Annotated in this window: 11 protein-coding genes; 6 read left to right on the forward strand and 5 right to left on the reverse strand. The window is 43.5% G+C overall.

The genetic code is table 11. The features are described from left to right. The first annotated feature begins 518 nt into the window (after positions 1-518). Both mepA and L3V33_RS20040 read left to right on the forward strand, forming a co-directional pair. A complete protein-coding gene (gene mepA / locus L3V33_RS20035) occupies positions 519-1,358 on the forward strand; it encodes a penicillin-insensitive murein endopeptidase (RefSeq protein WP_171317038.1) in 840 nt (279 codons plus the stop codon). Positions 1,359-1,629: 271 nt separating this feature from the next. After that, on the forward strand, positions 1,630-1,938 hold the full coding sequence (locus L3V33_RS20040; protein WP_054548116.1) for a hypothetical protein: 309 nt from the start codon (positions 1,630-1,632) through the stop codon (positions 1,936-1,938). Between the two features lie 41 nt (positions 1,939-1,979). Here the strand turns inward: L3V33_RS20040 and L3V33_RS20045 are convergent, their stop codons facing one another. From L3V33_RS20045 to rdgC, 3 genes are all read right to left on the reverse strand, one after another. After that, positions 1,980-2,234, reverse strand: coding sequence for a YfhL family 4Fe-4S dicluster ferredoxin (locus L3V33_RS20045; RefSeq protein ID WP_004735061.1), 255 nt, complete (start codon positions 2,232-2,234; stop codon positions 1,980-1,982). A 32-nt stretch (positions 2,235-2,266) separates the two neighbouring features. After that, complete coding sequence (gene yegQ / locus L3V33_RS20050) at positions 2,267-3,685, reverse strand: tRNA 5-hydroxyuridine modification protein YegQ (RefSeq protein ID WP_017087856.1); 1,419 nt, start codon at positions 3,683-3,685, stop codon at positions 2,267-2,269. Between the two features lie 206 nt (positions 3,686-3,891). Next, positions 3,892-4,806 carry a recombination-associated protein RdgC gene (gene rdgC / locus L3V33_RS20055; RefSeq protein WP_171317036.1) on the reverse strand — a complete coding sequence of 305 codons (915 nt, stop codon included), beginning with the start codon at positions 4,804-4,806 and terminating at the stop codon, positions 3,892-3,894. A gap of 193 nt (positions 4,807-4,999) precedes the next feature. Between rdgC and phoB the strand changes: the two genes are divergently transcribed. Genes phoB through L3V33_RS20070 form a run of 3 tightly spaced genes read left to right on the forward strand, consistent with a single transcriptional unit; the run spans position 5,000 to position 8,001 of the window. Continuing rightward, the gene (gene phoB, locus L3V33_RS20060) at positions 5,000-5,689 is read left to right on the forward strand and encodes a phosphate regulon transcriptional regulator PhoB (RefSeq protein WP_004735064.1); all 690 of its coding nucleotides are present in this window, start codon (positions 5,000-5,002) and stop codon (positions 5,687-5,689) included. A 33-nt stretch (positions 5,690-5,722) separates the two neighbouring features. After that, positions 5,723-7,021, forward strand: a complete 1,299-nt coding sequence (phoR, locus tag L3V33_RS20065) for a phosphate regulon sensor histidine kinase PhoR (RefSeq protein ID WP_017106503.1) — start codon at positions 5,723-5,725, stop codon at positions 7,019-7,021. Beyond that, the gene (locus L3V33_RS20070) at positions 7,018-8,001 is read left to right on the forward strand and encodes a phosphate ABC transporter substrate-binding protein (protein WP_237291085.1); all 984 of its coding nucleotides are present in this window, start codon (positions 7,018-7,020) and stop codon (positions 7,999-8,001) included. Before phoR ends, L3V33_RS20070 begins: the two co-directional genes overlap by 4 nt. 63 nt (positions 8,002-8,064) lie before the next feature. On the opposite strand, the gene ppx is transcribed toward L3V33_RS20070, so the two are convergent. Beyond that, on the reverse strand, positions 8,065-9,576 hold the full coding sequence (gene ppx / locus L3V33_RS20075; protein WP_237291086.1) for an exopolyphosphatase: 1,512 nt from the start codon (positions 9,574-9,576) through the stop codon (positions 8,065-8,067). Continuing rightward, positions 9,567-11,663 (reverse strand): polyphosphate kinase 1, encoded by a 2,097-nt coding sequence (gene ppk1 / locus L3V33_RS20080; RefSeq protein WP_237291087.1) that lies wholly within the window; start codon positions 11,661-11,663, stop codon positions 9,567-9,569. The genes ppx and ppk1 overlap by 10 nt, the downstream gene beginning before the upstream one ends. Before the next feature lie 200 nt (positions 11,664-11,863). Here ppk1 and L3V33_RS20085 point away from each other — a divergent pair, with 200 nt between their 5' ends. Next, positions 11,864-14,080: an ABC transporter permease subunit gene (locus tag L3V33_RS20085; RefSeq protein ID WP_237291088.1), complete on the forward strand. Its 2,217-nt coding sequence runs from the start codon at positions 11,864-11,866 to the stop codon at positions 14,078-14,080. Positions 14,081-14,178 lie beyond the last annotated feature (98 nt).

Below are 14,178 nucleotides of genomic sequence, written 5' to 3' on the forward strand. Positions count from 1 at the left end.
AGCTCCAATTGGCAGAGCAGCGGATTCCAAATCCGCGTGTTGGGAGTTCGAATCTCTCCACCCCTGCCATATTTAAGGCTCTAGCAGAAATGCTAGAGCCTTTTTGCTTTCTGAATCTAATATACGCAATCAGCAAAGCAGCGGATTCCCCGACTTACCAAAACAGCGCGTGTTGGGAGTTCGAATCTCTCCACCCCTGCCATATTTAAGGCTCTAGCAGAAATGCTAGGGCCTTTTTGCTTTCTGAATCTAACATACGCCATTAGCAGAGCAGCTGATTCTCCTACTTACCAAAACAGCGCGTGTTGGGAGTTCGAACCTCTCCACCCCTGCCATATTTAAGGCTCTAGACTGCGCGCCCCGGCAGAAATGCTAGAGCCTTTTTGCTTTCTATGATTTGGACATTACCCCCTCTCCAAATAAAAATCCCTCTTTATCTTCAAAATATCATCCTCGATATGCACCTATTTCCTAATGACGACTAGTATGAAAATAGAGATCATTTATTTGGAATTGTTATGAGGTTATTTTGTACATCAGCTCTTATCTTTTGTTCGTTTTACGTATCGGCAACCTCATGGGAAAAAGAAAAGAGCCCGACAAGACACTCAACCTCATCAATCGGAAGTTATGCCAATGGCTGTCTAGACGGTGCGCAGGCTTTGCCAATTGACGGTCAAGGTTACCAAGTAATTCGTCCTCAGAGAGAGCGCTACTATGGACATACAGAGGCCATTCAGTTTATTGAAAGGCTAGGTGTGACCACGAGCGAACAGCTCAACACTAATTTATTGGTTGGTGATATTTCTCTACCTCGAGGAGGGCGCTTTTCGTCTGGTCATTCAAGTCACCAGACTGGCTTGGATATTGATATATGGTTAAGGCTCACTGATAAGAGGCTGTCCGAAAATGAACTCGCTGTTCCTAAGCCAATCAGCGTTGTCGATCTTACCAACTACAAATTGCGCAAATCGAATTGGACTGATGATCATTTCCAAGTCATTCGCTATGCCGCCAAAGATGAAAAAGTGGTGCGTATTTTTGTCCATCCAGTGATTAAACAAGCTCTTTGTGAACAAGAAGATCCTGATGCCAATGATAGAACCTGGTTAGGCAAAATCAGACCTTGGTGGGGGCATCATTCCCATTTTCATGTTCGCTTAAAATGCCCTAAAGGCAGTTATAACTGTATCGCTCAAGCAAACCCGCCAAAAGGTGATGGTTGTGGCGATGAACTTGCAAGTTGGGCTCCGCAGACCATTCCAGTTCCTCCACCTAAAAAAGTGGCTAACAGTAAGAAAAAAAAGAAAGTTAAAGTGATGCCTAGCCAGTGTTTGGCTTTGATATCGAATAATTAATCGAGTTTATCGAGGCTTTTTACAGTGGTAATGCCACTGGTTTTCTCGACTTTAAAACTGGAGAAATGTCACACTTTTGTCTAGAGTTTATAAACACGTAATTAAGAACATCGTTTGATATTAAAAAAACAACAACGACAACAGTAGGAACAATGGCGAATTTGATAACGTTTGGTCAGGGATGGAGAGTTTTGGGGTGAAAGATACGGCTTATGTGCAGTTGTGAAATCAGAGTCTGATACCCGTCGATAGATAATTCAAGGATAAGACTATGACTATGATTTGTGCAAAGGAATTTTCAGAATGGTTACGACATAGGTTCAGTACGGAAAACTCAGGTATTTCTATCTCAAGAGATGATATTAATCAACTGACCGGTAGACAACGATTAGACCCTAGTTTCGTCAATGATGTGCACTATGAATTAATGCAGTATGGAATGGCATTTGTAACAGACACCAGTAGGGAAAATTTTTATCTTGTTCCTATAGCGCAAGCGATAAATTGGCGAGAGCGACTCGAATATCAATTTGAAAAAGAGCTCTTCTGCAATATTTATCCAATTGGTAAATCGGGATAAAAAAAAGGTTCAACTTATGGTTAAGTTGAACCTTTTCTTTTTTAGGTCAAGCCTTGAATGATAACAAACTTCTCTAGTAGCTCATCGTCAGTTTCAATATGGTTTGGGTCAGTGATTATGCACTTTGTAATAGGGCACACTGACTGACATGTTGGCTTCTCATAGTGACCTTTACACTCAGTACATAAATCAGGATCGATTTCGAAGATACTGTCACCCATCGTGATTGCGCCATTTGGGCATTCTGGGTCACACATATCGCAGTTTATGCACTTGTCAGTTATTAACAGAGCCATTACTTTCTTCTCAGTAGAGTTTCGAGGTAAAGTTATTTACCTGAAGCGTTACGTGTATCTTGGCCTGCGCTCAAGTTACGCATTAACAAACCAAATTCTAGGTCAAGGTCAGCCGGTACTGGAATAAATACAAAGTGACCGTTACCTTTTGCGTCATCTACTGGCTGAGATTTACGGTTCTCCATAACTTCTAACTTGAAAACGATGTTACCTTTTGGTGTCATCATTTCTAAGCTATCGCCAACGAGGAACTTGTTCTTCACTTCGACTTCCGCTAAGTCACCACGGCGGTTGCCAGTGAATTCACCTACGAATTGTTGAGTATCTGAGATTGAGTAACCGTATTCGTAGTTTTGGTATGTGTCGTGAGTGTGGCGACGCAAGAAGCCTTCAGTGTATCCACGGTGAGCAAGGCTCTCTAGCGTACCCATAAGGCTTTCATCAAATGGTTTGCCTGCAACAGCATCGTCGATAGCTTTACGGTAAACCTGTGCTGTACGTGCACAGTAGTAGAAAGACTTAGTACGACCTTCGATTTTCAGAGAGTGAACGCCCATCTTAGTTAAACGCTCAACGTGCTGGATTGCGCGAAGATCTTTTGAGTTCATGATGTAAGTACCATGCTCATCTTCAAACGCCGCCATTTTCTCTTCAGGTTTGTGTGATTCAGAAAGTAAAACCACTTCATCCGTTGGTTTACCAAGGCCTAGTGTGTTGTCAGGGCGCTCGTCTTGAACTTCAATACCTTGAGTTTCTACTTCTTGAATAGCAACGCCAGTAGGGTTAGCTTCAACGATCTGACCGTTTTCGTCTTCTTTCGCAGCTTCTGTCTTGTATTCCCAACGACAAGCGTTAGTACAAGTACCTTGGTTTGGATCGCGTTTGTTCATGTAACCAGAAAGTAGGCAACGACCTGAGTAAGCCATGCATAGTGCACCATGAACAAAGATCTCTAGCTCTGTTTCTGGGCAGTGTTCGCGAATCTCTTCGATCTCTTCCAGTGATAGTTCACGAGATAGGATCACACGTTCAACGCCTTGAGTAGACCAGAATTTTACGGTTGCCCAGTTTACAGCATTTGCTTGAACGGAAAGGTGGATCGGCATTTCAGGGAACGACTCACGTACCATCATGATAAGGCCAGGGTCTGACATGATAAGTGCATCTGGGCCCATCTCAACAACAGGCTTAAGGTCGCGAATGAATGTTTTTAATTTAGAGTTGTGTGGCTGAATGTTACATACAACATATAACTTTTTGCCTTGAGCATGAGCTTCATCGATACCGATTTGTAGGTTTTCGTGATTGAACTCGTTGTTACGAACGCGAAGGCTGTAACGTGGCTGGCCTGCGTATACTGCATCTGCGCCGTAGGCGAATGCGTAACGCATGTTTTTAAGGCTTCCTGCCGGTGATAATAGTTCAGGTACAAATGGTTTTTGTGTAGTCATTGCTTCGTTCTCTAATCTGATCTCAAGTCAGGTTGATACCACCAAGTGATATCAAAGGGGCGCAAATTTTACGCTAAAATGAGTTTGGTTGATAGCCCTAAAGATAACAATGGTATTAAGAAGCGAGTTGATAGGTATTGATAAGCGGGAGTAGGAAAGAAAATAAGCTCAGGTATCGTCGATACCTGAGCATCAAATCGGAAAAATTAGGCGTTAGGTTGAGTTAACCCGCCTAATGATTCAAATAGGTTTGGTAGGAAAACACTGAACTCACCACAAAGTAGAGAGAAGTCTGCATCAAAACGTGCAGCTTGATCTTCACGAGGAATATCATCGTTCTCATCTTTTAGTTCATCACTGAATTTCAGGCGCTTGATGCTGCCATCTTCAGCAAGAATGAACTCAATGCGATCTTGCCAGTTGATCAGAAGCTTAGTCACAACTTTGTTGGCTTCAATGTGGTTCTTAATCTCATCAACTTCTAGTTCTTGTTTCTTAACTCGAACAATACCGCCGTCTTCTTGGATTGATTTAAGCTCTGCTTCATCAAGCATAGTGATACCTTGAGGCGTATCACCTGATTTAACCCACTCAGTTAACGTTGTTTCAATCGCTTGCTCTGGAATTGCAGGTACTACTGGCAGGCTGCCCATTGTCTTACGTAGCAATGCCAATACATCTTCTGCTTTTTTGTAGCTACTAGCATCAACTACAATAAAGCCTTCTTTCGGCATGATCAGTGCGTAAGTGAAGTTACTGCGGCTGAAAGCACGAGGAAGAAGATCGATGATGATGTCTTCTTTTAGGCTGTCTTTCTCTTTCTTTTTCAGAGGAGTACCAGACTCCGCTTCAAGCGTTTCTACTTTTGCATTCAATGAATCTTTGATCACAGAAGCTGGAAGCATTTTCTCTTCTTTCTTTGCACAGATGAGAATGCGGTTTTCTGATACGTGCGTCATCATATCGCCGTGTCTACCCATCGCATTTACCCAACCAAACTTCTGTTTGTCTTGGCTACCACAAGGGGTAAAACGGAACTCTTCAAGTTGTTTCTCTAGCTGATCTGCGTTGAAGTCTATATCACGATTAAAGCGATAGACGAGGCAATTCTTAAACCACATAAATATTTCTCATACCTTTATCTGAAGACGCTCATCATAGGAGATTTCGATCCATTTGTCTTATACCTGCAATAAAAATTAAAAGTGAAATGTTTGAGACAGTTATATGAAAATTTGTTTTCAAAGGTCACAAAAGTGTCATAATTAAACCAGATAATGCAATGCGTTGATTAAATACTAAGGCTATTCAATTATGTCGAGAAGGATTCTGGTCGTTGAAGATGAAGCACCTATTCGTGAGATGTTGTGTTTTGTACTTGAGCAAAAAGGCTACCAAGCAGTAGAGGCTGAAGATTACGATACAGCGGTAAACAAGCTATGTGAACCTTTCCCAGATCTAGTATTACTAGATTGGATGCTACCTGGTGGTAGCGGGATAAACTTTATCAAGCACATGAAGCGTGAAGAGTTAACTCGCAACATCCCAGTGGTGATGCTGACGGCTCGTGGCGAAGAAGAAGATAAGGTGCGTGGTTTAGAAGTGGGCGCTGATGATTACATCACCAAGCCATTTTCACCAAAAGAGCTCGTGGCTCGCCTGAAAGCGGTTATCCGCCGTGTAACGCCTACTGCACTAGAAGATGTGATTGATGTACAAGGCCTTAAGCTAGACCCTGTATCTCACCGCGTTACCGCAAGTGAAGGTCCAGTTGATATGGGCCCAACCGAATTCAAAATGCTGCATTTCTTTATGACTCACCAAGAGCGTGTATACAGTCGAGAGCAACTACTGAACAACGTTTGGGGTACCAACGTTTACGTTGAAGATCGTACGGTAGATGTTCATATTCGACGTTTACGCAAAGCACTTGAATCTGCTGGTCATGACAAATTAATTCAAACGGTTCGCGGCGCAGGCTACCGTTTTTCTACAAAGGCTTAATGTGGCTTCACTGCCCAGTTTATGGAGTCCTGAATGGTTGAGAAGTTAACCTGGAAAAAGCTAGCTTGGGAGCTGGCTTTTTTTTACGCACCTTGGATTATAGTCGGATGGATATTCGGTTATTTACCTTGGTTATTGCTGGCTGCAACAGTATTACAGTTAGCATGGCATCTACACTATCAAATGCGTTTGTCTGCTTGGTTGTGGGATGAAAAGCGGTTAACACCCCCTTCAGGCTCTGGAAACTGGGAGTCTCTGTTTAACGGTATCTATCGTATGCAGCAGAGACAGCGTCGTAAGCGCAAAGAATTGACCAACCTTATTCGCCGTTTCAGAAACGGTGCTGAATCCCTTCCCGATGCCGTTGTGGTGTTTCGCGGTGAAGGCAATATAGTTTGGTGTAACAAGCTTGCTCAGTATTTACTGGGTTTTCGCTGGCCAGACGATTCAGGTCAACCGATTTCTAACTTGATCCGCACGCCGGACTTCATCAAGTATCTTAATAAACAAGACTTTTCAGAACCGTTAGAGATGCCTTCGCCACTTAACGTGGAGCGCATGCTTGAGCTGCGTATCGTACCGTATACCGAGGGCGAACACCTCATGGTAGTACGTGATGTTACTCAGCTAAAACAGCTAGAAGGCATGCGTCGTAACTTTTTCGCTAACGTTTCTCACGAGCTACGCACTCCAATGACCGTACTTCAGGGCTATCTTGAAATGACGGAAGATCCAGACATGGTCGTTGGGCCTATGTGGCCTAAGGCTCATGGTGTGATGACTGAGCAATTGAATCGCATGAACAGTTTGGTCAATCAGCTTCTTACTCTTTCTAAGATAGAAGCGGCGCCAATGCATGAATTGGATGAAGTGGTTAATGTTCCGGCGATGTTGGAAGTTCTTGAAAAAGAAGCTGCTAGTCTCAGTGGAGAGCGAGAACACAAGCTGGAATTTGATATTGATAAGAGCTTACGTGTATTAGCGGATGAAGATCAGTTAAGAAGTGCGATATCGAATCTGGTTTACAATGCAGTGAAATACACGCCGCCTGGTGCGACCGTAAAGGTTCGTTGGTATCAGACCAGTCAAGGCGCGTGTTTGGATGTGTCAGACACTGGAGACGGTATCGAACCACAACACTTGCATCGACTTACCGAGCGTTTCTATCGTGTTGATAAAGCACGCTCACGCGATACTGGGGGCAGTGGCCTAGGGTTAGCGATTGTGAAACATGCGTTGAGTCATCATGATTCACATTTAGAAATTCAAAGTGAAGTGGGGGTTGGTAGCCGATTCCATTTCACGCTGCCTAGCCGATTGACAGTGTCATGAGTTCTTTAATACGCAGGATGCGTTTCACTATCAGTTCATTATTAGCATTAACATTGGCTTTGGTTACCCCTGTTCATGCCGAGCAAGGGGTCGATTCTCTTCCTGATTATTCTAAGGTACCGGGTATTTCTGGCAGCTTGTTGTCTGTCGGTTCGGATACTTTAGCGGGAATGACTACGTTATGGGTTGAAGAGTTTAAGTCTTACTACCCGAACGTGAATGCTCAAGTTCAGGCTTCTGGATCATCCACTGCACCTCCTGCATTAACCGAAGGTACTGCTCACCTAGGGCCGATGAGTCGTCCAATGCGCCTACGAGAAGTGGAAGCGTTCGAAAGGGAGCATGGCTATAAGCCGACAGCGCTTCGAGTTGCTATCGATGCGATTGGTCTTTTTGTGCATCGTGATAATCCTATCGAGGGGCTTAATTTTCGCGAAATTGACAGCATATTTTCAGAGACATTGCGCTGTGGCGCGACTAGGCCGCTAAACAATTGGCAAGATTTAGGTATCAGCCAGCCGTGGGCAAAACATAGATTCCAACTGTTCGGTCGTAATTCTGTTTCGGGAACCTACGGCTACTTCAAACAAAACGCATTATGTAGTGGCGACTTCAAGAACCGAGTCAATGAGCAGCCAGGATCTGCGTCGGTTGTTCAGTCGGTCGCTTCATCAATCAGCGGGATAGGGTACTCAGGTATTGGTTATCGAGTGGCTGGTGTAAAGTTAATTCCTATTGCTGAGCATGGTTCTGATTACGTAGAGCCTACTCGAGCGAATATTTTAAGCGGAGATTACCCTCTATCGCGCTTTCTCTATGTGTATGTGAATAAGCACCCAGATAAACCACTTTCTCCTGTTGAAAGAGAGTTCCTCACTTTTGTGTTCTCAAAGCAAGGGCAAGAACTGGTAGAGAAAGATGGCTATTTAGCGATACCGTCAGAGTTTGCTGAGCAAGAGTTGGCAAAAATTGGACTCTGATTTAGGTACTATGAACGTCGAAACAGCTTGCTAGCCGCAGGCTGTTTTTATTTTGTCGGCGCATCATTCAAGCTTCAACGACCACCCAACATCTTGCCAGCGTCGTTGTTCTTCTTTGAGTTCATAATCAAGCAGTTGATTTTCAGCTAACCAGTCGATGGTATCTCCTTCTAAACACCAATTCTCATCTTGCTCAATGGTTAATTTTACATTCGGTATTGGCGATTGGCTTCGCTGTCGATTGAGCAGGATTGCTATCCTCAGTATTCGAATTAACAACGCTACCTGCCCTGTATTGAATAGCGTGAGATCCGGTAAGTAACTAAGCTTAATCGCTTTTCTTTGATAGCGAACTAATGTTGAGATCAGACGCTGCTGCTCAGTATTGAAACCGGGCATAGTCGTATGTTTAAGTAGATAAGCTGAATGACGGTGATAGCCTTGGAATGCGATGCTTTGTCCCACTTCATGAAGCAATGCAGCCCATCCAATCAGATCATAAAGTTCATTATTTACCGCAGTACTCACCTGAGGTTGCGCTTGTTTCAGTAATGAAAGGGCGAGTGCTTTGACTTTCTGGCCATGAACTACGTCAACATGGTATCGAGAGACAAGCGTTTCGGCGGTTCTTGTTCGAACATCAATATCTTTAAACCGATCTTCCATGTCATAAAGAACCCCTTCTCTTAAGGCACTATCGGAGAAATGCAATTCATTGATGTTGAGCATATCCATAACTGCTGAAAGAATGGTGACGCCAGCGGCAAACACCGGCTTTCTTTCATCACTTAAACCTGAAAGGTCTAACCCCTTAGATGATGGAAATTCACATAAGTGGTTCCTCAAATAGGATAGGCGTTGCGGCGTAATGAGACCATCGGTGAACCCTAAGCCAATGAGTACCTCTTTTATTGATTTAGCCGTCCCTGATGAGCCAAAGGCAACTTCCCAAGAGATTTGTTTGTATTCTTCAATTAATGGCATCAACAGGCGAGTAGCAGAGACATAAGCATCGGAGAAGTGCTGTGATGTCAGCCCTCCATCGGCAAAGAAGCGCTGAGTAAAACTGACGCATCCCATCGGTAAGCTACGCATTATTTGGGGTGTAAAGCCTTGCCCTGCTACGATTTCGGTACTCCCGCCACCGATATCAATAACTAATTTGGATTCGGAAGCGGCTTGAGTGTGCTCTACGCCGTTATAGATAATTCGAGCTTCTTCTTGACCTGAGATGATCTCTATTGGAAAAGGAAACAATGGTTTAGCTTGCTCTAAGAAGTCTTTGGTATTTTTAGCCTTTCTTAGGGTATGAGTCGCGACGACTCTGACATCATCAAGTTCAAAATCCGCTAGTCGTTCTGCGAATACCTTGAGGCACTCCAATCCCCGTTCGATAGCGCTTTCGGATAAGAAGTTACGCTCATCCAACCCATCGCCTAACCTCACTTTCTGTTTATGTCTGCTGACTAATTGCAGGTGTTGATCGAATACTCGAGCAACCACCATATGGAAGCTGTTCGAACCCAAGTCGATAGCGGCAATACATCGAGAATGTTTATTATCAATTAGCGGCATGATTTCTTCTCTTGTTTGTACTTCTTGCGAGCAAGTTTCTCCATACGTTTAATATAGTGGTAAGTGGAGAGTTGCGACGTCGGGTAATCAAGTGGGTTTGCTGGTGGTTGTATGTAAGGGTTGCTCATCGATTGTTCTAGCACTCGAGCTTTGTTGCTGTCATCGAAATGAAACTCGGTGATATCGATAATGGTTTGCTTGATCTTTGGATCTAAAATTGGAGTGGCGACTTCGATCCTATGATCGAAGTTTCGTGTCATCCAGTCGGCAGAGGAGATATAGACTTTTGGATTTCCAGCGTTACCAAAGATCATCACTCTTGGGTGTTCGAGAAAACGATCGACCACACTAACAATCTCAATCTGCTCACTGATATTGGAGACTCCCGGTACGAGAGAGCACATACCACGAATGACCATTCTCACCGTTACATTGGCTTGGCTGGCCTGATAGATCTTCTCAATGATCTCTCGGTCGACCAAATTGTTGAGTTTTAGAGTGATGCTTGCAGGCTTGTTCTCTATCGCGTTTTGTATTTCATTATCTATCAACTGATACAGGCGTTTTCTTGTATTCTTTGGTGACACAATCAGTTGTTTGAACTGTGATTTTTGATAAGGGTTTTCAATGTACTTAAAGACTTGTCTCACCTCTTGGGTCAAATCTTCATTCGCAGTGAGCAGAGAAAAATCGGTATACACGCGCGCTGTTACTTCATGAAAGTTACCGGTGCCAATATGAGCGTAATGCGCCGTATGCTTGCCTTCTTTCCGTTTAATGAGCAGCAGCTTGGAGTGGATTTTCAAACTTGGGATACCATGGATGACTTTTATACCGGCTTCTTGAAGTTTCTTGGTCCACTGAATATTGGCTTGTTCATCAAAGCGGGCTTGCAGCTCAACGACGACAGTTACTTTTTTACCATTGTGTGCCGCATCGATGATCGAGCTAAGGAGTTTTGAGCCTTCTGCAACACGGTAAACGTTTATTTTTATGGAGGTTACCTTCGGGTCAAAGGAAGCCTGCCTCACGAGTTCAGTAATGTGATTAAAGGTGTGATAAGGGTAATGCAACAAGATGTCACGAGCTTTGATCGCTTCGAAATAGTTTGGGTAGTGACTGAAATGCGCGCACTTAATCACGGGTAGTGGACGATTAACTAAATCACGTCGATTAAGGCTTGGGAACTCAGAGAAATGTTTGAAGTTATGATAGCGTCCACCCGCAATGATACTGTCATAGTCAGACAGCTTAAGTCTGACTTGTAAGAAACTGAGCATTTCAGCGGGCATTTCTGACTCATAGATAAGGCGTATCGGTAGTGCCGTCAAGCGCTGTTCTAAACCTAAAGACATCAATTCTAGTAGACTATTTTCATTGTTATCTTGAAGATCATAATCGGCATCACGCGTCATTTTTATAGCAAAGCAACGCACGGAGTCATACTCAAAGAATCCTTTAAGCAAGTCATCTAAACAAAATCGAACTATATTATCTAATAAGATCAAAGTCGTACGCTGTGAACCCGAAATGTCTGGTAACTTAACAAATCGAGGGAGAGCTTCAGATGGGATTTCGAGTAAGACATATTGAGAAGATGTCTCTTGCTCAATGTCGATCGCCAAGTAGCTTTGTTCATCTTTGATAATATTGAGTAACTGGCTATCTTCGTTCAAGAGAAACGGAGTTAAATGTGGCAGCACTTTTTTCTTAAAGTACTTTTTGATCCACTCACTCTGTTCTTCGCTGATTTGTTGTTCGTTGACCAGAAAAATACGATTGCGCGCCAGTTCCAACAATAGGTCGCTATACAGCTCATGGAATCGAGCGTCGAGCTTACTTGCTTTGCTCTGCATTTGAGTTAGCAGGGTTTTCTGCGAGTTGGCAGGTAATTGAGGATCTTGAAGTAAGATCTTTCGTTTCACATCAGCAAATCGGACTTTGTAAAACTCATCGAGGTTTTTCGAGTAAATACCTAAAAAACGAACTCTTTCGATTAAGGGGACTGATTTGTCGGCTGCTTCTTGGAGCACTCTTTCATTGAAGGATAACCAGCTAAGTTCTTTTGTGACATAGTCTTTTTCCATCGAGATGATAATCCTTGAGTGCTGGCTATAGAGCTGATTACTTTAATTTAGAATGACAAAATTCACAAAATCTATGATCTTACTTTAAGAAATATGGTCAACAAACTTGTTATTAGTTTCAGTTGTTTAACGTAACTTGTAATATAATTGTCATCTAACGTACATATTATGTCAGTAGCTAAAAAAAGGTAGATAAACAGATGGCTTCAGCCCAATTTTCATTGAAAGAGCGCGACAAAAAAAGATGGTTGAAAGATCGTCTCGTCCGTTTTTCGGTGACATGTGGTGCAGTCAGTGTTCTAGCTGCTCTGGTGCTGATCTTTGTTTACTTGGCGATGGTCATTTTACCGGTATTTTCTGATACTGGTTTAGAGACTGACCAAGCCGTGAAGACCGTTGCTGTAGAAAAGCCTATCGCCTTATCCGTAGATGAATACGGTCAGCATGCGTTTACTATCGAAAAATCCGGTTTGGTTCAGTTTTGGGATTTAGAGTCTCAAAATACACATTCTTACTTTGAGCGTAATGTTTTAGCTAACCCCATCGCTTTTTCTCGAAATACCCCATCTGAAAACTGGTTTGCCTTTGCCGATAGCGCAAGCAACCTTACCTTTTTCTACCCTGAGTATAGTGCGCCCGTGCTGCAAAAGGGCAGTGAAGCCGAACCTAAAATTGAGCAAATCGATCTCCCTGAACCATTTTTAAATGATGAATCATCAAACGGAGCAACAATCGAAAAATTCGCGTTCTCTAAGAATGGACGTGGTATCACGGTTGCCGCTCAGCTAAGCGATCAACGAGTTTTGGTCAAGTGGTACCAGAGTGATGTTACTGGTCAGTATGTTTTTCAGAAGAGTCAATGGCTGTCGGATAAGTTGGGTTTACAGCAACAGTTGTTAGTCACGCCTGATGGTCAAACCTTATATCTTCGAGCACAATCTGATTTAGTGGTATTGAAGCTATCAGATAACGGTTTTGATGTTCGTGAAGTGATTGATCTTAGCTTGAATGATGCGAAGCACTCGGTGAAAAGTATCGATTTACTATCTGGGGCCTATTCGCTGTTGGTTACGCATGAGGACGGACAGGTTTCTCAGTGGTTCGATGTACTCAAAGATGAAAAGCGTAGCCTGACCCATATTCGAGACTTCCAACTTGCTGAACAAGTGCAATTTATTTTGCCCGATACTTATAGAAAGGGTTTTTATAGTTTCTATAAGAATGGCACATTACAAAGCCACTATACGACCAGTGAAAAGCTGTCGCTGTTCGAGCGCGCATTTGATAAGTCACCACAATTAGCGGCTATGTCTGCCAATGAACTGCATTTGGCGACGCTGATTGATGACACCATACGTGTTGCTAAAGTCGATAACGAATATCCGCAAATATCATTCTCATCGCTTTGGCAAAAAGTCTGGTACGAAAGCTACCCAGAGCCGCAATACGTTTGGCAATCAACGTCGGCGAACGATGACTTTGAAGAAAAATTCAGTTTAGTACCTATCACATTCGGTACTATCAAAGCTGCTCTATTTGCGATGATGTTTGCCGTGCCGGTTGCTGTGCTCGGAGCCATTTATACCGCGTACTTCATGTCTCCACGAATGCGAAGAGTGGTTAAGCCGTCGATAGAGCTAATGGAAGCGCTTCCGACCGTTATCATCGGATTCTTGGCTGGGCTTTGGTTTGCTCCAATTGTCGAAACGCATCTAACGGCAGTCTTCTCATTAATGGTGTTGTTACCACTGAGCACATTGTTGACTGGACTTGTTTGGTACTGTTTGCCGAAGATGGTGACGAGCCGCTTCGCTAATGGTTGGCACGCCTTGATATTGATTCCGGTATTGATGATTACCGTGGTCGCTGTATTTGCTGGTGGAAACAGCATTGAGGCCTTGTTGTTTGACGGTGATATTCGCACCTTCTTAGCTAGCTATGGCATCGACTTTGATCAACGTAATGCGCTGGTGGTTGGTTTCGCTATGGGCTTCGCTGTCATCCCTACCATTTTCACGATTGCAGAAGACGCTATTTTCTCTGTGCCAAAACATTTATCCGATGGCTCACTGGCTTTGGGAGCGACGGCGTGGCAGACACTTATCTATGTGGTGCTATTAACGGCTAGCCCAGGTATTTTTTCAGCAGTTATGATGGGACTAGGGCGAGCGGTTGGCGAAACCATGATCGTTTTGATGGCTACAGGTAACACCCCAATTCTTGACTGGAATATTTTGGAAGGGATGAGAACGTTATCGGCAACGATTGCTGTTGAATTACCAGAATCTGAGGTGGGCGGTTCTCATTTCCGCTTGCTGTTCTTGGCTGCACTCTTGCTGTTTATCTTTACATTCGCGGTGAACTCAGTTGCTGAGTGGGTTAGACAAAGACTGAGAGATAAATATCGTGCGCTGTAGTTTTAAAGGTTCACCTCAATCTCTATCAATGGCTGTTAGCTGTTTGATTAGCGTATCTCACGAACTTGGCTCTTTTTTGGGTTCAGCACGTCAGAGCA

Source organism: Vibrio sp. A2-1, assembly GCF_021728355.1.
Lineage (GTDB): Bacteria > Pseudomonadota > Gammaproteobacteria > Enterobacterales > Vibrionaceae > Vibrio > Vibrio splendidus_K.